Annotated in this window: 16 protein-coding genes; 3 read left to right on the top strand and 13 right to left on the bottom strand. The window is 48.4% G+C overall.

All coding sequences use genetic code 11. The features are described from left to right. Nucleotides 1-55 precede the first annotated feature (55 nt). A complete protein-coding gene (cyoE, locus tag R6242_RS12380) occupies nt 56-967 on the top strand; it encodes a heme o synthase (RefSeq protein WP_318427242.1) in 912 nt (303 codons plus the stop codon). A gap of 89 nt (nt 968-1,056) precedes the next feature. Here the strand turns inward: cyoE and R6242_RS12375 are convergent, their stop codons facing one another. The 4 genes from R6242_RS12375 to R6242_RS12360 form a co-directional block, all read right to left on the bottom strand. Then, nucleotides 1,057-1,887 carry an undecaprenyl-diphosphate phosphatase gene (locus R6242_RS12375; RefSeq protein ID WP_318427239.1) on the bottom strand — a complete coding sequence of 277 codons (831 nt, stop codon included), beginning with the start codon at nt 1,885-1,887 and terminating at the stop codon, nt 1,057-1,059. 261 nt (nt 1,888-2,148) lie between these two features. Further along, a complete protein-coding gene (ubiT, locus tag R6242_RS12370) occupies nt 2,149-2,574 on the bottom strand; it encodes a ubiquinone anaerobic biosynthesis accessory factor UbiT (RefSeq protein ID WP_318427238.1) in 426 nt (141 codons plus the stop codon). After that, nucleotides 2,571-3,446 carry a U32 family peptidase gene (locus tag R6242_RS12365; protein ID WP_318427236.1) on the bottom strand — a complete coding sequence of 292 codons (876 nt, stop codon included), beginning with the start codon at nt 3,444-3,446 and terminating at the stop codon, nt 2,571-2,573. Before R6242_RS12365 ends, ubiT begins: the two co-directional genes overlap by 4 nt. Before the next feature lie 151 nt (nt 3,447-3,597). After that, complete coding sequence (locus R6242_RS12360) at nt 3,598-4,596, bottom strand: ubiquinone anaerobic biosynthesis protein UbiU (RefSeq protein WP_318427235.1); 999 nt, start codon at nt 4,594-4,596, stop codon at nt 3,598-3,600. Between the two features lie 437 nt (nt 4,597-5,033). Here R6242_RS12360 and gnd point away from each other — a divergent pair, with 437 nt between their 5' ends. Beyond that, nucleotides 5,034-5,945, top strand: coding sequence for a phosphogluconate dehydrogenase (NAD(+)-dependent, decarboxylating) (gene gnd, locus R6242_RS12355; RefSeq protein WP_318427233.1), 912 nt, complete (start codon nt 5,034-5,036; stop codon nt 5,943-5,945). A gap of 173 nt (nt 5,946-6,118) precedes the next feature. Here gnd and R6242_RS12350 read toward each other — a convergent pair whose 3' ends face one another. Next, complete coding sequence (locus R6242_RS12350) at nt 6,119-7,060, bottom strand: bifunctional helix-turn-helix transcriptional regulator/GNAT family N-acetyltransferase (protein WP_318427231.1); 942 nt, start codon at nt 7,058-7,060, stop codon at nt 6,119-6,121. A gap of 160 nt (nt 7,061-7,220) precedes the next feature. On the opposite strand from R6242_RS12350, the gene R6242_RS12345 reads away from it, so the two are divergent. Continuing rightward, nucleotides 7,221-9,236: a M13 family metallopeptidase gene (locus R6242_RS12345; RefSeq protein ID WP_318427230.1), complete on the top strand. Its 2,016-nt coding sequence runs from the start codon at nt 7,221-7,223 to the stop codon at nt 9,234-9,236. Nucleotides 9,237-9,524: 288 nt separating this feature from the next. Here R6242_RS12345 and R6242_RS12340 read toward each other — a convergent pair whose 3' ends face one another. From R6242_RS12340 to R6242_RS12305, 8 genes are all read right to left on the bottom strand, one after another. Beyond that, the gene (locus tag R6242_RS12340) at nt 9,525-10,757 is read right to left on the bottom strand and encodes a DEAD/DEAH box helicase (RefSeq protein ID WP_318427229.1); all 1,233 of its coding nucleotides are present in this window, start codon (nt 10,755-10,757) and stop codon (nt 9,525-9,527) included. A gap of 154 nt (nt 10,758-10,911) precedes the next feature. After that, nucleotides 10,912-11,697, bottom strand: coding sequence for a GNAT family N-acetyltransferase (locus R6242_RS12335; RefSeq protein ID WP_318427227.1), 786 nt, complete (start codon nt 11,695-11,697; stop codon nt 10,912-10,914). Between the two features lie 17 nt (nt 11,698-11,714). Further along, nucleotides 11,715-12,845 (bottom strand): hypothetical protein, encoded by a 1,131-nt coding sequence (locus tag R6242_RS12330; RefSeq protein ID WP_318427225.1) that lies wholly within the window; start codon nt 12,843-12,845, stop codon nt 11,715-11,717. Between the two features lie 215 nt (nt 12,846-13,060). Then, complete coding sequence (locus R6242_RS12325) at nt 13,061-14,044, bottom strand: peptide ABC transporter ATP-binding protein (protein ID WP_318427223.1); 984 nt, start codon at nt 14,042-14,044, stop codon at nt 13,061-13,063. Beyond that, the gene (locus R6242_RS12320; protein ID WP_318427219.1) at nt 14,041-15,021 is read right to left on the bottom strand and encodes an oligopeptide/dipeptide ABC transporter ATP-binding protein; all 981 of its coding nucleotides are present in this window, start codon (nt 15,019-15,021) and stop codon (nt 14,041-14,043) included. The genes R6242_RS12325 and R6242_RS12320 overlap by 4 nt, the downstream gene beginning before the upstream one ends. Before the next feature lie 127 nt (nt 15,022-15,148). Beyond that, nucleotides 15,149-16,060 carry an ABC transporter permease subunit gene (locus tag R6242_RS12315; RefSeq protein WP_293933907.1) on the bottom strand — a complete coding sequence of 304 codons (912 nt, stop codon included), beginning with the start codon at nt 16,058-16,060 and terminating at the stop codon, nt 15,149-15,151. Nucleotides 16,061-16,062: 2 nt separating this feature from the next. Then, nucleotides 16,063-17,073: an ABC transporter permease subunit gene (locus tag R6242_RS12310; protein ID WP_293933904.1), complete on the bottom strand. Its 1,011-nt coding sequence runs from the start codon at nt 17,071-17,073 to the stop codon at nt 16,063-16,065. A gap of 184 nt (nt 17,074-17,257) precedes the next feature. Continuing rightward, nucleotides 17,258-18,856: an ABC transporter substrate-binding protein gene (locus tag R6242_RS12305; RefSeq protein WP_293933901.1), complete on the bottom strand. Its 1,599-nt coding sequence runs from the start codon at nt 18,854-18,856 to the stop codon at nt 17,258-17,260. Nucleotides 18,857-19,258 lie beyond the last annotated feature (402 nt).

Raw genomic sequence — 19,258 nt, 5'->3', positions numbered from 1 at the left:
CTTAAGTGAACGGCATTACAGCTTCTTCGCAGATTTAATTTACCGGAGTCTAACCATGCGTACTCTCGCCCTTACCCGCTCCCATGCCCAGCTGACTGAGCTGCTGAAACTTGGCAAGCCACGCGTGATTGCCTTGATTGTTTTCTGTGCGGTGGTGGGCATGCTGCTGGCGGGCCCTACACTGCCTGCTTTCAGCCTGATACTGGCCGCCACTGCAGGCATTGGCCTAGTTGCCAGTGGGGCCGCGGCGTTTAATTGCCTGATTGAGGTCGAGCGCGATAGCAATATGCGCCGCACCGAGCAACGGCCACTGGTTAAAGGATCGGTAAAACCAAGCGATGCGCTGATTTATGCCCTGCTCACCACGGCACTGGGCTTATGGATGCTTGGGGCGTGGGTAAATATGCTGACCATGTGGCTAACGCTGGCCACTTTCTTTGGCTATGCAGTGATTTACACCCGTCTGCTTAAAGGTGCTACGCCGCAAAATATTGTGATTGGCGGTGCATCTGGGGCCATGCCACCGATTTTAGGCTGGGCAGCGGTTACGGGCAGTGTGCCAGCTGAAGCGATGGTGTTATTTCTGATTATTTACACTTGGACCCCGCCGCATTTCTGGGCACTGGCCATCTACCGCCGCAATGACTACGCCAAAGCGGGCTTGCCTATGCTGCCCATTACCCACGGCTTGGCATTTACTCGTTTATCTATTTTGCTCTACGCCGCTATCCTCGCCGCTGTCACCGCCCTGCCATTAGCCATTGGAATGAGCAGTTGGCTTTACGGCATTAGCATCGTCATTCTTAATACCGGCTTTTTATCACGCGCATTTAAGCTATGGCAGGAAGAGAAAGAAGCCGAAGGCGATCTAATTGCCCGCGAATTATTTAAGTATTCGATTAAATATTTGGCGTATTTATTTGCGGCTTTATTGCTAGATCATTGGTTGATGGTGTTGCTGGCTTAAATGTAGGGGCACGGCATGCCTAAGAAGATTGGCGCATCCGCGTGGGCACAAAAACGTGCCCACGCTACTCACGGCATGCCGTACCTAAATTAAACCGTCCAACTCACAAGGCCGCTATACGCGGTGGCTAATACGATAAGGCCAAAGGCAATTCGGTAATAGGCAAAGCCAACAAAGGTATGAGTAGAAATAAATTTAATCAGCGCACGAATAGCAATAAAAGCGAAGATAAACGAGGCAATAAAACCCACAGCAAATACACCGCTATCGCCAATATCCAACTCGTGGCGATGTTTTAGCAGGCTATAAATGGATGCCGCACCCAGCGTTGGAATCCCCAAAAAGAATGAAAACTCGGTTGCCGCCTTGCGAGAAATGCCAAGAAACATCCCGCCAATAATGGTGGCACCAGAGCGGCTAGTCCCCGGAATTAAAGCAAGGCACTGGCAAAGACCTACTTTAAGTGCATCTTTTAGGCTTAAATCGTCTACCGACTCAACCACCGGCACTTTGTTAGCTTGACGTTTTTCAGCCCAAAGAATAATGATCCCGCCAACAATAAACGCCATCGCCACCGGCACTGGCTGAAATAAATGCGCTTTAATGGTTTTGCTAAATAACAGCCCTAAAATAGCAGCAGGAATAAATGCAACCACCACCGCCAGCAGCAAATTACGCTCTCCACCTGGCTTAGCGGCGCCGGTTAGTGTTTGTGTTAGTTTTGCACGATATTCCCAGACTACCGCCAGCATAGCGCCTAGTTGAATAAATATTTCATACACGTCACGCTTTTCTTTGCTCATAAAATTGAGCAAATCACCGGTTAGAATCAAATGCCCAGTACTAGAAATAGGCAGAAACTCCGTAATACCTTCAACCATGCCCATAATGAGCGACTTAAACAGCAATACGATATCCATTGATACTCTGCCCAATAGCCTGAAAAGAATCGCATTATATCCTTGCAATCTTATCAACTGATTAAGATATGATATTTATTGCAAGGATTTACATTGAATAGCTCAAATATTTGCAGAGAACGCTCTCGCTCAAATATAAGCTAGCTAACACCCCACTTCAGCCCAATCCTATCAACTTAAGCACTATGCCATTCGTAGGACGGGTGAAACCCGCGAGTGATGTTGAATAAATACGTGGGTTTCACCCGTCCTACACGGCAATCAAACCGGCAAATGTGCACGCAATCTGCTGGGTAACCACGCTAGGAGCGGCTCAAAATCAGTCGCGTCCATCAAGTTTTTTAGCGTGAGCCCCAGCTCGGTATCGCCCTCAATACTTAAGCGGCGCTGAAAAAACAGCGTATCGGGGTCTTCTAAGCGTCGGGCCAGCACCAAATAATCAGCAAGGCTGGCACTAAAGCTTACGTCTGCTGTGCCGGTCCCGCGCTTAAAGCCGCCATTTTGAAAAGACAGCGTCAGGCCTCGACCAATATCCAGCACTTCTAAGCGAATATTTCGCCCAGCCAGCCATATAAAATCTTCCTCTGGCCAGAGCTTGCTTTTGACCAGATTCAAACTGCTCGCCAAAGCAATGGCAAGAGGCGCTTCTGGTAGCTTTAATAAGATAAATTGACGTAAGCGTTTCATATACATTCCTTAATACCTGCTTCTCCATGCCAATAACCATTCACAATCCCCTGTGGATAAGCTGTTGAAAAGTCGTGGATAGCCTTGGGATAACTGCATTTTTGGGCATAGGCTGCCACCAGCTCGCTCGTGCCTGTGGCTTGGGGGCTGATGCGCAGGATATCGATGCCCATCTCGGCCATTTGTGGCAGCTCGGCATACAGCGCTTGGCAGGCGGATGATTGGGTTTGAATGCCGTTCAGCCGTAAAAAACCTTGGCCTTCACGCGTAGCTACCAACTGCCCATCAGCATGATCTAGGCAGCGAAACTCACAGGCATCTTTATTTAGCCCGTAATAGCGTGCGGTAAAGCAGCGCGCTGAAAATGCCAGCGGCAAATAGCCGTGAGTAAAGACTTCGGTTTCAATGGCGGTGGTTTTTTCCGCCAAAATGGCAGCAATATCGGCTTGGCTACTTTCTAAGGAAGGCAGCCAGCGTATTGCGCCTTGAGTGGCAAACCAATCTAGTGCTACACCGTTATAAATATTCAGATGTGGCCCAGCCACAAAGGGAATCCCCAAATCACGGGCCACTTTAACCGCGCCCAAGTCATTGGCCTCGATACACCCCCCCGCTTCGGCTAGCTTTTTTAAGCTAGATAAATCACTGGCCGATTCCAGCAAGGCTTGCGAAGAAATCACCACCTCTTTACCCGCTGCCCGCAAGGTTTTAGCCAGCTCAAGCCAATCTGCACTGCGTAGCTCATGCCGACGCGAGCAAACTACCTCGCCCAGATAAATCACATCCACAGGCCAAGTCAGTGCCTCGGCATAAAAATCTAACACCTGCTGCTTAGGCCAGTAATAAAGGATGGGACCGAGGGAGAGTTTCATAAATACCTGTTAATAGAATATTACTAAATCTTTAAGCACAGCAAACACAAAGAGCACAGCGTTCTACAGAGAAAACTAAACACTATTACGCTTGTTTCTGTCATTCAGGCTTAGCATTTTTTTGCGCCAGTATTGGAGTGATAATTAAGCATCAACGCCACGGCCGATCATAAGCGCCCAGCGTTTGCTGATGCCCTTCTGATACCTTATCTAAAGCCGCCTGCCACGCAGGTTTAACTGAATAACGAGGGTCAGCGCTGGCATCAATAGCCATACGCAAGGTCTTGGTTACCTCCCCAACATAAGATGGGCTGCGCTGGCGGCCTTCTACCTTGATCGCCGCTACACCCATTCGCATTAGCTCCGGCAGGATAGCTAGCGTATTCAAGCTGGTTGGCTCTTCCATGGCGTAATAGGTATCCCCTGCCACCTCAAAACGCCCCTTACAAAGGGTTGGATAGCCCGCAGGCTCGCCCGCTTCAAAGCGATCAATCAATACACCATTCAAACGCGCATCCATACGATCACCGTGGTTTTCCCAGCGAACAAAGCTGGCTGGGGAGCACACACCGTGGGTATTGGGGGATTGCCCCGTTACATAGCTCGATAAAATGCAGCGGCCCTCAGCCATCACGCAGAGGCTGCCAAAGCCAAACACTTCAATCTCTACCACTGTATTTTTAATCACATATTCAACTTGCGGCAGCGTCAGTACGCGCGGCAGCACGGCGCGGCGCACGCCAAAGCATTCATGGGCTAAATTAATGGCTTCAAAATTAGTGGCAGAGCCTTGCACCGATAAATGCAGATGCAAATGGGGATGGGTGCGGTGAGCGTATTCCAACAGCCCTAAGTCAGCCAAAATAACGGCATCTGCGCCTAAATCAGCCGCCTTATCCACCGATGTGCGCCACTCGGCAACTCGCCCCGGCTGGGCATAGGTATTAATCGCGATCAGCACTTCACGGCATTTAGCGTGGGCGTAGCGCACGCCTTCCGTCAGTTGAGCATCGCTAAAATTAAGGCCAGCAAAGTTTCTGGCATTGGTGGCGTTTTTAAAACCCAAATAAACCGCATCAGCCCCTTGGTCGATCGCGGTTTTTAAGGCGGGCAGGCTGCCAGCGGGGCAAACAAGTTGTGGCAGGGCCATAAGCACCCCCGAATGATAAACATGGGGAGCTTAAATACATCTGACACCGTGCCTTTTAAGCTATATCAAACAAACGCCAGAATAACGCGCAGAAAAAAGCGTGCGTCTGCAAAAAGCAGCACCGCACGCCTTAATCAACCCACACACAGAGCGACCATGCCACAAAGCCCACACGCTTTATGACACTTATTCATCATACTGCATCGCAACATATTCTGCTTTAATCGAGATCAATTTCTCTGAAATAAGCCCAAAATTGCTAAAAAATAGTAAGAAAGGGCGTTTACCGCATTTTGTAGGCATTTGCTTCCCACTACGCACAAGGCATAGTGCCATAATTCCCAATTGGCAGACATGCGACTAAGGTTCATGCTGCATGACATTCCCGCTTGGGCACAAGCCAAGCAAGAGAAAACGAACAAACAAGGATGCTCAAAATGCAAATTGCAATGATTGGTCTCGGTAAAATGGGCGCAAATATGACTCGCCGCCTTGCCGCTGGTGGTGCCACCGTATTTGGCTTTGATGTAAGTGCTGAAACGCGCACCCAACTTGCCGCTGAACACGCCAATATCCGCAGTTTTGACTCCGTAGCCAGCCTGATTGCCGAATTGCCAAGCCCACGCGTGGTGTGGATGATGTTGCCTGCTGGTGAAATCAGCGAAACCATGTTTGGTGAGCTAACTTCATTATTAGCTCCAGGTGATTTGATTATTGATGGCGCAAACGCCATGTATAAAGATTCGCAACGCCACGCTAAAGAACTCAATGCCAAAGGCTTTAAGTTTATGGATGCGGGTGTATCAGGCGGCGTATGGGGCTTAGCTAACGGCTACACCATCATGATTGGCGGTGAAAAAGACGCGTTTGCGATGGCTGAACCTTTCGTCAAAATCTTGGCTCCGGCTTCCGATCGTGGCTGGATTCACGCAGGCCCGGCTGGCAGCGGCCACTATGTGAAGATGGTTCACAACGGGATTGAATACGGCATGATGCAAGCCTTTGCCGAAGGCTTTGCCCTCTTAGAAGCTAAAAAAGAGCTGAATCTTGATTTAGCTGCAGTAGCTGAAACATGGCGTCATGGCTCGGTGATTCGCTCATGGTTGCTCGACTTAACCGCCGACACCCTAAAAAACGACACCAAGCTAGAAGACATCCAACCTTTCGTACCCGATTCTGGCGAAGGCCGTTGGACTGTACTAGAAGCCGTAGAGCTAGGCGTTCCTGCTCCAGTGATCGCAGCGTCGCTATTCCAGCGCTACACCACCCAAGGTAAAGGCGATTACGTGGCTAAATTGCTATCCATGATGCGCAATGCCTTTGGCGGCCACCATGTAGCTAAGAAGTAAACGGCTTTAAGGCACTAAAAATAAACCCCGTCTTTTTAAAAGGCGGGGTTTTGTTTTTTACATGGGGGCCTCGAAAAGCCTATATTTCTAAATAAGACAAGGCGCGTATTAAAAAAATCGACGCTGCATATGCGTTGATATGTAAGGAGGTTTTTTTAATGCGCAACGCAGTATTATGAGACCAGATGGGTTTTTCGAGGTTCCCATAAATCCTTCAGCATAAAAATCTCGCACGAGTGATGGCCGGTGTCGCCCATAGCCTCAGCAATTTGCCTAAAGCCCATTTTTTTATACAGGGCGAGCGCTGCCGGTAAGCTGGCCGTGGTTTCCAGATAGCACTGCTGATACCCCGCCTGCTTTGCAAAATCACAGGCAATATTAAGCAAACGTTGGCCAAAACCTAAGCCTCGGCTACTGCTTAATAAATACATCTTTTGTAACTCGCATACTGATCCCACAGCGCCCGCTAGCGGAGCAATACCTGCACCACCAAGTAGCTCACCAGCATCCTTTTGAATTACCCAATAAGCAGCGCCTGCCTGCTGATAGCATGGATAAAGTTGATCCAAATACGGGTCTGCCACGCCATAACCCTGAGCCGCGCTCAAGCCGTGCTCTGCCGATACTTGGCGAATCACCGCCGCTACGCCCTGATTATCCGCCTCTAACATTCGGCGGATTTGATAGCCTTGCTGGGCACGGGCTTTGACTAAAGCTTGCCGATACAAAACTAAACCCGCCTCCAAAGCCTGCTGCTCGGCGTGGCTTAGCTGCTGTAAAACCTGATTAATTTCGCCATCATATTGCCCATGCACCGCCTGTAATAGCTCTTTACCCATCAGGGTTAGCACGGCCTGCTTACTTCTTTTATCACTGAGATGCGCCTGCCACTCAATCAAACCCTGCTCTAGCATTGTTTGTAAAACTCGGCTGGCGTTGGATTTATCAATGCGCAAGCGCTCGACCAATTGCAAACTTGTGAAGCTAGCGCTTTCCAGCTCAATCAAAATATGCGCCTCAACGGGGCTGAGATCGACCTTTCCACATTTTTTAGCAAACACACCTAATTCACGAACAATATCCCGCGATACGGCCCTTAGCGCTCTTGAATTCATGCCAATCTCAATATAGTTGTTTTTTACAACTATATTGAGGACTCAATCACTTGGCAAGCATTACTTAATGCTGCATTTTTTTACATCTCGCTTACCCCAATATATTTTAAAAGCATAACTGCGTAGATTCAAAGCCAAACCATCCACTCAAAGACTCGCCATGCCCAATCCAATTCGCACCGCCATTACGGCTTTATTTATTGCTGGATCGGCTTTAAGCCACGCTAATAGTTTGGTGTTAGAAGCCGCAACAATGGATAGAGCGGCCGATCCATGCAGCAATTTTTATCAATTTGCCAATGGTAAATGGCTGGCCGAGCATCCCATTCCGGCAGACCGAGCAAGCTATGGGGCGTATGACGAGGTGGCTGAAAAAAATCTGGATGCGCTTAAAAAGATTATTGAGAAGGCTGCACAATCCACCAGCCCCAATCCAGTGGCGGATAAAGTAGGTGCATTTTATTTAAGCGGAATGGACGAGACGGCAATAGAGGCGGCTGGTGCTCAGCCGCTGGCTGAGCGGCTAAGCCAAATTGCGGCAATCAAAACAAGGCAAGATTTAATTCGCACCATCGCCCAATTGCATAGCGAGGGCATTAATCCCTTATTTGATTTTAATATCAATCAAGATGCAAAGAACTCTCTGCGCTATATTGTCGATTTATCGCAGGGCGGTTTGGGCCTGCCAGACCGAGATTATTATTTAAAAACGGATAGTAAAAATAAAACCATCCGCCAGCAATATAAAGCCCACTTGGTTCAGGTATTTGTCCTACTGGGGGATAAGCCTCAGCAGGCTGAAAAAAATGCTATTCGTATTCTTCGTTTAGAAACTGGCCTTGCCCATGCTTCAATGACGAAGGTAGAGCAGCGCGATCCTGAGGCGACTTATCATCTGCTCAGCGCAAAAGGCTTGCAAAAACTCAGCCCCAACCTGGCATGGCGCGATTACTTTGAAGAATTAAGCATTGCTGTGCCGCATGATATGAATATTGCCCAGCCTAAATTCTTTAAACATATTAACCATATTATTAACACCGTATCTTTGGATGACTGGAAGGTTTATTTGCGCTGGCATCTAGTCCATAACCGAGCTAAATATCTTTCCTCAGCTTTTGTAAATGCAGATTTTGATTTTTATAGTAAAACCTTATCTGGGGCAAAAGAATTAAGGCCGCGCTGGAAGCGGGTATTAAAAAGTGTAGATCAAAATTTAGGTGAGGCATTAGGTGAGCTTTATGTCGCTGAATACTTCAGCCCAGCAGCCAAAGCCGAAGCTTTAGATATGGTCAGCAATATTAAATATGCTATGGCTGAGCAAATTAAAACGCTGGACTGGATGAGTTATGCCACCAAGCAGCAAGCTTTAAAAAAACTGGATAAAATCGCCGTTAAAATTGCTTATCCAGATACTTGGCGAGATTACAGTACTTTGCAAATCAGTAAAGAATCTTATGTGAGCAATATTAAACACGGCCATGAATTTGAATTCAAACGCCAGCTTGCCAAATTAGGTAAAGAAATTGATAGAAATGAATGGGGAATGACGCCTTCTACCGTCAATGCTTATTACAACCCAAGCATGAATGAGATTGTGTTCCCTGCGGGCATTTTGCAAGCGCCGCTGTTTCATATAGGGGCAGATACCGCTAGCAATTATGGTAATACCGGTGCCACCATCGGCCATGAATTAACCCATGCATTTGATGATGAAGGCAGCCAATTTGATGGCGATGGCAATTTAAAAAGCTGGTGGAGCAGCGATGATAAAAAGAACTTTGCAATTAGAGTGAGTAAGATTGCTAAGCAATTCGATGAATTTAATCCCATCGATGAATTACATATCAATGGCAAACTCACCGCTGGCGAAAATATCGCCGATTTAGGCGGTTTAAAAATTGCCTTTATCGCATTACAGAAATCGCTGGCGAGCAAACCACAGCCGGAAAAAATAGATGGATTAACGCAGGAGCAACGCTTCTTTATTGCTAATGCACAAAGCTTTAGAAACAATGTTCGCAATGAAGCCTTGCGTATGCAAATACTGACCGATCCGCATTCACCAGATAAATACCGTGTACTTGCCCCCACCGCCAATATGCCAGAATTTGCCGCCGCATTTTCTTGCGATAAAGCGGCATTAAGAAGCGAAGATAAACGGGTGAATATTTGGTGATGATGGGCTAAAAAACTAACCTTTTGTTGCTTAGGGTGGGCGCGTGTTTGTGCCCACGGGTAAAGATTGACCTGATTATGTCTCTTGCTTATTTTTTGTCGTTGGCCTGAGATAGTGCTAACGCGTAGGGGCGCTGCTTGCTGCGCCCTCGCTGAAAAGGGCGCAGCAAGCAGCGCCCCTACAGGACATTGACCTGCATGTCATATATGGCTTTGTTTGAGCAAGAGGGATAATCAGGAAGATTGATGTGGCTACATGTGGGCACAACATCGTGCCCACCCTACATGTTTAATCCTTCTCTTCCCTAGCTGCTGCCGCGCGCAGTTTATCTTTTTTACTCATCCTTACCCCCTTAACTCCACCGCTATTCGGCACGGCAGACGCACTAGTTTGTAGGGGTTCAAAACCTGCGATCACTTCTCTAACAAGGCGAATATGCGTGCGGCTTTCTATCAGGCGGAAATGCGTTTCAGTGGCGGCGGCAACAAAGCTGATTGCGCAGCCACTTGCACCATTGCGGCCAGTGCGGCCAATGCGGTGGGTGTAATCAATGGGGGATCTGGGCAGATCGTAATTCACCACAAAAGCCAGCGCATCGATATCGATACCTCGGCCTGCCAAATCGGTGGCGACCACCACTTGCAAATTGCCTGATTTAAACTCGGCTAACACTTGATTACGCCTTCCTTGGCTAAACTCGCCGTGAAATGGCGCGGCGTTAATGCCTTTGGCGTAAAGTTGATTTGCAAGTAGCTCGGCCCCCTGCTTGCTAGCCACAAACACCAGCACCCGTTGCCCACCATTGTCTTGAATCAGCTGAGCCAGTAGCGCTGTGCGAGCATGGGCATCGACGCTGATCGCGCGCTGCAAGATATCCGGCTGGTTGATCTCGGTGTTTTCAATCGTCACGCGGCTAGGCTGATGCAAAATCCCCTCGGCCAGCGCTGTTACTTCGTCAGGAAAAGTCGCCGAGAAAAACAGACTCTGGCGCTTAGCCGGCAACAGCGCCAAGATGCGGTTAATTTCGGCAGCAAAGCCCATATCTAATAAGCGATCGGCCTCATCCAGCACCAGGGTATTAAAGAACTCGAGCCGAACCGAGTTCTTATCGATTAAATCCAGTAAGCGCCCAGGCGTTGCCACCAGCACATCGGCCCCACCACGCAGCTGCATCATTTGCGGATTAATCGCCACCCCGCCAAAGACCGTCACCAGCTTGATAGGCCGAGTCATTTTGCCTAAAGCCGCCAGCAAGCCTTTGATCTCGTCCCCAACCTGCACCGCCAGCTCACGCGTGGGTACCAGAATCAGCACCTTGCTACTGCCCGTCGTCATAAGATGCAGCAGCGGCAAAACGTAAGCAGCGGTTTTACCCGAGCCCGTGGCCGCCTGCGCCAAAACATCCTCTCCCCATAGCACAGCAGGAATCACCGCCGCCTGCACAGGCGTTGGAGTGATATAGGATTTTTTGCTAGCAGCAAGTAAAACGGCGGGTGATAGCCCCAGAGTGGCAAAGGACATGATGGGCCTTAGATAATATTTCTGACGGGTGCGAAGTATAAGCGAGATGGCGGGAGCTGTCCTTGTGGATAGGACAGGATGCAATGTAGGGTGGGCACGTCTTTGTGCCCACGCGCATGAGTACATAGAAGAAAACGAGCCTCGGGCCTCATACTTAAGCATTTATGTTGGAAGGTGAATCCCCAGCCTTAATCCGCCAAGCCGTAATGGTAAATTGGGGTGTAAAACCCAATTTTTCTGCGACTTTAATACTTGCAGAGTGATCATGGGCAACTCGATATCTGGGAATTAAGCCACGGCTAAGAATAAGCTCGCAAAGGCGCGATACCACCGTAGTCGCCAGTGCCCCTTGTCGTGCACCTGGGTTCACTAAAACCGTGATGTCCGCAATTAAAGGCGATAGTTTTAATGGCACATAACGGGCAATGGCCTGTATTGCACCATCCGCCACAAGGGCAACGGCCTCGTCATCTTCCAAATCTAAAACATCAAGATCTTCTGCTGTTTGCTGACGTAAAAAATCAGGTAGTAATTCTTTAAATAGCAGCGAGCTTGAATTTAGACATTGAATACTATTACTTATGCACTTAAACGAATTGATTTGATTGTTGGATTTCGGGTAATAGTCAATATCACGATATTGCTCTACAAACCCTGCCGCTAGAATTGCGGCATCAATCAACATGCGATTTTTATTTAAATCGATTGAAGCAAGCAGTGGCAGCGTTTTCTCGGGTAGTGCAAGCACCTGTTTACCATTGGCTAAATGCGTAAAATGGAAAATAGACTGCTCGCCTGATTTGGATAAATAATGCCCAGCATGGCTAATTGCGTGCTTAGAGCTAAGCATTTCTGCATTTGTTAGCCCTAGGGCCGATTGCCAAAAGGCCAAGCTATGCTGTTTTAACTCAAGGCATGTAGATTGGCTATTTATTGGCATTAGAGAAATCCAGTAAATTAATGAACGATATTTTTCATCTTAAGCCATGTATTCCATGATTCATCTTCCAATTCATAGGCACCGCGCGACTCCTTCCATACAATGCCACGCTCTCGTAAGGCATCCAAAGCCGTCTGAATAGACCCTGTTGATAGGCCTTGAGCTACCGCACCATATTCAGCCATTGAGCTGGCACTGAATGGGCTAAATTGGCCATGCTGAACCGACATCACCCGAATAATCGCCTGCTGTAATGCCGAAAGAGATGTGTATTCATTTTCAATTTCAGCCCAAATTCTACTTTGTAATAAAGTGCCACCCGCTTGAATTTTTTGATTCAAGTCAGGAGCAGACTGCATCTCCAAAGCAACATCACTAATAATACTGCGTAAAAACTCAGGTCGATAGCCCACTAATTGAAAGGCATCCCAAACGGCATTTGGATCTAGCTGATTATCCGAAGCCAAACTCTTATTAATGTGCGCGGTATATCCATCGGTAAACTCACGATTCAACATTGGAAAATCCATCACACTTGAGCCAAAAAATGGCATTTTGCTGCTCATCACCAAATGAGCCAACTTATCGCGATTTGATCCAGTAAAAACCAGCATAAGTTTGGGCGCATCATTGCTATTGTTCATGCCATCGCGAGCTGCTTTTAAGGCAAACATACTGGCCTCACCTTCTTTACTAATCAAGGCGTGCTGAGCTTCATCAACAACTAAAAGAATTGGTTTTTTGGTGAGTTGGTAAAGGAGCTGCAATCCTTGAAATAGTGTCATCCCTTCAGGCAAGCCAATGGCCTGAAAATCAAAAGAAAACCCAGCAACACTAAATTTACTGAGGCCGGTTGATTTAGCTGCCTTAGCCACGGCTCCTGACTCCTGATAGATCGTCTCTTTCACCACATCGGCGATCAGCTCCGCAGGATCCCGAGATCGATCCGACCATAAATCAATGTAAACAGCCAGCCAACCTCGCTGTTTTGCCTCTGGCAGCAAATCTTCACGTAAAAAAGTGGTTTTTCCAACCCTGCGCTTTGCTGTTAGAAATAAGCCAGATCTTTTATCTACCAAGCTATCCCCTTGGAGCGCATCGCAATACATCTCTGCCACTTTTGGGCGTCTATAGCTGTAGATTTTCATCACTATTACCTTTAATTATCAATATTTCATAAATTATGATTTTTTGATAATTGTAGATAATTGAGCGCTCCACCACAAGCCAAAGCTGATGAAATCAAAAGGAAAGTAAATCAAGCTAACCCCTTTAGACTCACCGCAAAACAATACGCCGCCATCCCAATATGGGTATGGCGGCGTATTGTTATGGGTCGCGGGCGTTGCCCACGCGCATTCCATCAAACTGTAATTTCTTCCACGCGGTGGCAAGCCACTAAGCGGCCTTCGATTGGGCGCAGTTTGGGTACTTCTTTGCGGCAATGGTCGGTGGCAAAGGGGCAGCGGGTGTTGAAGGCGCAGCCTGTTGGCGGGTTGAGCGGTGAAGGCAGCTCACCCAGTAATTTGACTTTAGAGCCACGATCTTCAGCGCGGATCGCTGGTGTTGCCGACATCAATGCTCGGGTGTAGGGATGTAGTGGCCGATCAAACAGCACATCTTTCGGGCCATGCTCTACGCCTACGCCAAAGTACATTACCAGCACATCGTCAGCCACGTGTTCAACCACCGATAGGTTGTGGCTAATAAACACGTAAGCAATACCCAGCTCGTCTTGTAGATCCATAAACAGATTTAAAATCTGCGCCTGAATCGATACATCCAGCGCCGAAGTTGGCTCATCGGCCACCACTACGCTAGGGGTAAGCATCATGGCGCGGGCCACGGCAATACGCTGGCGCTGGCCACCAGAAAACATATGCGGATAGCGGTGATAATGCTCTGGGCGCAGGCCCACGCGGGTCATCATGGCGCGTACTTTTTCTTCGCGTTCTGCGGCGCTCAGCGAGGTATTCAGCAGCAGCGGTTCGGCCAGCATGGTGCCAATTTGTTTACGTGGGTTTAAAGAAGCGTATGGGTTTTGAAACACCATCTGCACTTTAGGGCGCAGGATTTTTAAATCAGCGGCCGAAGCCCCCACGGTATCCACACCGGCAATTTGCAACTGCCCAGAGGTAAGCTCTTCAATCAAAGTGAGCTGGCGTGCTAGGGTTGATTTACCGCAGCCCGATTCGCCCACCACCGCCAGTGTTTTTTTAGGCTGCAGACTAAAGCTCACGCTATTGAGTGCTTTCACCGTGGCAGCAGGCTTCATAAAGCCGCGCGATACGTAGTAGTGACGCGATAATTCGCTGGCGACTAGGATAGGTTGGATTAAGTCGCTCATGCTTGTGGTCTCCCCGCTTCATCCAGTGGTGTAATGCAGCGCACGGTGCCAGCACCCACTGCGGTAATCGCCGGACGTTTGGTTTTACAGGATTCTTGTACATAGGGGCAGCGTGGCGAAAGCAAACATCCTACTGGCCTATCGTATTGCCCCGGCACTACGCCTGGCAAAGTCGCTAAGCGATGTGCGCCCTTGCTGTGCTCTGGAATGGAGCTGAGCAAAGCTTGCGTGTAAGGGTGGCGAGGATAATCAAAGATCGCCGGCACAGGGCTGGTTTCTGCCACCTGGCCTGCATACATCACCACCACGCGCTGCGCTACTTCGGCAATCACTGCCAAATCGTGAGTGATAAGGATCAGTGCCATATCGTGCTGCTTTTGCAGATTAACTAACAGCTCCATAATCTGTGCTTGCACGGTTACATCTAGCGCCGTGGTTGGCTCATCAGCGATCAGTAAGCGCGGCTTACAGGCAATCGCCATAGCGATCATCACCCGCTGGCTCATCCCGCCAGATAATTGATGCGGATAAGCATCAAGCCGAGATTTAGCGTCTGGGATCTCTACCATTTCTAACAGCTCCAGCGCACGCTTGCGCGCCGTAGCACCCTTCAAGCCTTCATGCTGACGCAAGGTTTCCATCAACTGATAGCCAACGGTATAGGCAGGGTTGAGGCTAGATAAAGCGTCCTGAAAAATCATGGCGATATCTTTGCCGATGATTTTGCGCTTATCGTTGGCCTTCATATTCAGCAGGTCTTTGCCTTCAAAAGACAATTCATCCGCCGTTACTCGGCCCGGTGCATCGATCAAGCCCATCAAGGCAAGCATGGTGACGCTTTTACCCGAGCCTGACTCGCCCACAATCCCGACGATCTCGCCACGATTAATCGAGAAATCAACGCTTTCTACCGCCCGAAAAGGCTTATCAACCGAACCAAACGCAACGGAGAGGTTTTTTATATCTAATAAACTCATTATTTTCTCCAAGCCTTTAAAAAGGTCTGTCTTGAGTAGGGTGGGCAAGGCGTTTTATCTTGCCCACGCGGTATGGCGCACCTTGCGCCGCGTGGGCAGAAAATCCTGCCCACCCTACAATGCAGCCTTAAGCTAGCTTTTTCAGTTTTGGGTCTAGCGCGTCGCGCAGGCCATCGCCCATTAGATTGAGCGCCAGCACGGTGATTAAGATCGTTACCCCTGGCATAGTCACTACCCACCAAGCGCGCTCGATGTAATCACGGGCAGAGGCCAGCATCGTGCCCCACTCAGGCAAAGGCGGCTGTGCGCCAAGGCCCAAGAAGCCCAAGGCAGCGGCATCCAGAATAGCGGCAGAAAAGCCCAGCGTTGCTTGCACAATCAGCGGTGCCATACAATTGGGCAGCACGGTGTTAAACATCAGGCGCAACTTGCTCGCACCCGATAGGCGAGATGCGATCACATAATCTTTTGATAACTCGCCCATGGCAGAAGCCCGCGCCAGCCTTACATAAGATGGCAAGCTCACCACGGAAATCGCCAAAATCGTATTCAGCAGCCCCGGCCCTAGCACGGCCACAATTGCCACGGCTAAGAGTAATGAAGGCAGTGCCATCATTACATCCATCGCGCGCATGATGGAGGTGCCAATAAAGTTAGGGTAAAAAGCGGCAATCATCCCCAACACAATCCCCGGCAATAGCGACATCGTTACCGAGATCAAGCCAATTAATAAGCTCAGCCTTGCACCGTGCAGCAGGCGGCTAAGAATATCTCGGCCTACTTCATCGGTTCCTAAAAAAAACTGCCAAGAGCCACCGGTTTGCCATGCAGGAGGCGTTAAAAAGAACTCACGATACTGCTCGCTAGGCGCGTGTGGCGCGAGCCAAGGAGCAAGTAAAGCGGCCACAACCAACAGCATAAAAAAGATAAATGAAACCAAAGCACCACGATTGGCGCTAAAGCTTTGCCAAAATTCTTTGAGTGGTGATGGATAGCTATAAAGGGGCTCAGCTGCGGCCAAAGACTTAATGTTCGACATACTTACCTCGCATGGCGAATACGTGGATTGATAATGCCGTACAGCACATCAACCACTAGGTTAACAATAATAATCAGCGTAGCGATCAATAAAATACCGCCCTGCACCACCGGATAATCACGGCGTGAAATCGAATCAATCAGCCATTTACCAATACCCGGCCAAGAGAAAATGCTCTCTGTCAGTACGGCACCAGCCAGCATGGTGCCTACCTGTAAACCAATCACGGTCACCACGGGCATCAGCGCATTTCTTAATGCGTGTACCAAGACAATTCGCGTTTTAGAAAGACCCTTGGCCCGGGCTGTACGGATATATTCTTCGCGTAGCACTTCTAGCATGGACGAGCGCGTCATGCGTGCAATCACTGCCATTGGGATGGTACCCAATACGATGGTTGGCAAGATCAGATGCATCACAGCAGATTTAAACGCACCTTCTTCACCTGAAATCAGCGTATCAATCAGCATCAAGCCAGTCACGCGCGGGATATCAAATTCCAAATCTAAACGGCCCGAAACCGGTGTCCAGCCTAGCTGCACCGAGAACAGCATAATCAGCAGCAAGCCCCACCAGAAAATCGGCATTGAATAGCCAGTTAAGGCCGTACCCATTACGGCATGGTCGATCGCGGTGCCGCGACGCGTTGCTGCCACAATCCCTGCGGCAAGCCCCGTTACCGTAGCAAACAACATGGCACACATTGAAAGCTCAAATGTGGCAGGAAACAGCGCCCAAAAATCCCTAATCACAGGCTCATGCGTCACCAAAGAAAAACCTAGATCACCATGCAATACTTTCAGCAGATATTGCCAGTACTGCACATATAAAGGCTGATCTAAACCAAGCCGAATCAGGGCTTGGCGATAAAATTCTGGGTCTAAACGACGCTCACCCACCATCACCAAAACCGGATCGCCCGGAATCATGTGAATCAGCGCAAACGCTAAAACGGTGATGCCCAAAAAAGTGGGAATCGTGACGCTTAAGCGGCGAAAAATAAAACTAAACATGGATATTTCTCCATACGGCGCACGGCAGTTTTAGCTGCGAAAAACATAAAAAACTTTAGCTACGTAAACACACCTTCAGCACAAAAACAGCAACTGCAAAGGCCAATGACATCAACATACACAAAAGCACTACGCAAAAACGGCCGCCCGAATCGCAGCGGCCGTTCTATGGAAGATCAAATAGTTATTTCAGACTCACGCCAGAGAAAGAAGTCAGACCAAATGGGCTGATTTTGAAGCCTTGCACTTCTTTACGCAGTGGCACGTAAACGGTGGAGTGTGCAACGGTTGTCCAAGGCAGCTCACGCTTAAAGACTTCCTGTGCTTTTTCGTACAGCTTAGTGCGTTCGGCTTGATTAGTAATAGTGCGCGCTTTTACGACCATCTCGTCAAACTCTTTATTGCACCACTTAGCGTAGTTATTGCCTTCTACCGAAGCGCAAGCCAAATTCACGCCTAGCCAGTTATCAGGATCGCCATTGTCACCAGTCCAACCGACCAAGATTGCATCGTGCTCACCCGCCTTGCCGCGCTTCAGGTACTCGCCCCACTCGTAAGTGGTGATCTTGCCTTTCACGCCCACTTTAGCCCAATCCGCTTGGATCATTTCAGCCATCAGTTTGGCATTTGGGTTGTAAGGGCGCTGTACTGGCATGGCCCATAGCGTGATCTCAGTGCCTTCTGCAATGCCCGCTTTTTTCAGCAGCGCCTTCGCTTTAACCGGATCATAAGCCGCATCTTTTAGCTTTTTATTGTAAGACCACTGAGTAGGTGGCATTGGGTTAGTGGCAGACTGGCCCGCACCTTGGTAAACCGCTTCGATAATGGCTTTCTTATTAATAGCCATATCCAGCGCTTGGCGAACTTCTAATTTATCCAGTGGTTTGTGCTGAACGTTGTAAGCCAAATAGCCAAGATTGAAACCGGCTTGTGAAGGCACGGATAAACTTTTGTTTTCTTGCATGGCTTTCAGATCAGCTGGCTTTGGATAAACCATCACATGGCATTCACCCTTTTGCAGCTTTTGGTAACGCACAGAAGCATCTGGGGTAATCGCAAAAATTAACTTATCCAGTTTTACTTCGCCTTTCTTCCAGTATTCTGGATTGGCATCAAAGCGAATATTGCTGTCTTTTTGATAGCTTTTGAAAATAAATGGGCCAGTACCGATAGGCATGGTATTTAGCTGCGCCGTTTTGCCGCTCTTCAGCAGGCTATCTGCGTATTCAGCCGAGTAAACAGAGGCAAAAGACATGGCGATATTTTGCAAGAAGGCCGCATCCACTGCTTTCAGTTTTAAACGGATGGTATAAGCGTCTACTTTTTCGATACCCACAATATTGGTATCAAGGCTCATATCAGATACATATGGGAAATCTGAAGGTGCGGCCTTGTTAAACGGTAGATTTTTATCCGTCATGCGCTGAAAAGTAAACGCCACATCATCAGCATTAAAGTCACGAGTCGGCTTAAAGAAAGGCGTGGTGTGGAATTTCACGCCTTTACGCAAGTTAAAAGTGTAAGTCAGGCCATCAGCCGATACTTCCCACTTTTCTGCTAAACCTGGCTCAATTTGAGTAGAGCCTTGTTTAAATTGCACCAAGCGATTGAAAACAGGCTCAGCAGAGGCATCAAAATCCGTGCCAGAGGTATAACGCACCGGATCAAAGCCGGCTGGGCTACCTTCAGAACAAAAAATCAAAGTTTTGCCGGCGGCCATTGCAGCCCCTGCATTCAAAGCACACGCCGTAGCGAGAATATATCCGAGCTGTTTCAATCGCATTTGTGATTCTCCCACCTTACTACGTTAATAGAGAAAACTCTTTCCGAGTCTAAAAGTGCTGCCTAGCAGTAAACCTCACGTTAAGGAGTACTCCTACTAGAGATATCCCCAACGTCTTTAGCTATGATTTTTTGTGGAATTGGTATTAGGCCTTTTCACTACGTGACCTGCACTCCAAAAAAACCGATATAAATCAAATAGAAAGAAGCAAGCAGGATTCAAAAAATCACAATTAAATTTCTAAGCAAGCATAAGCTCAGAGTAATTAATTATTTGGCATAAAAAAATATAATTTCATCGATCAGCGCATTTATGTAGCGATTCGTCAGAAGCTCTGTAAGAAAGCTCTCGGCAATAAAAACCACAATAATGAGAAATAGCTACGCGCCTTCACATTGCTGT

Source organism: Iodobacter sp. CM08 (assembly GCF_033446605.1).
In the GTDB taxonomy this organism is placed as follows: domain Bacteria; phylum Pseudomonadota; class Gammaproteobacteria; order Burkholderiales; family Chitinibacteraceae; genus Iodobacter.
This window is presented reverse-complemented; position numbering and strand designations above follow the sequence as displayed.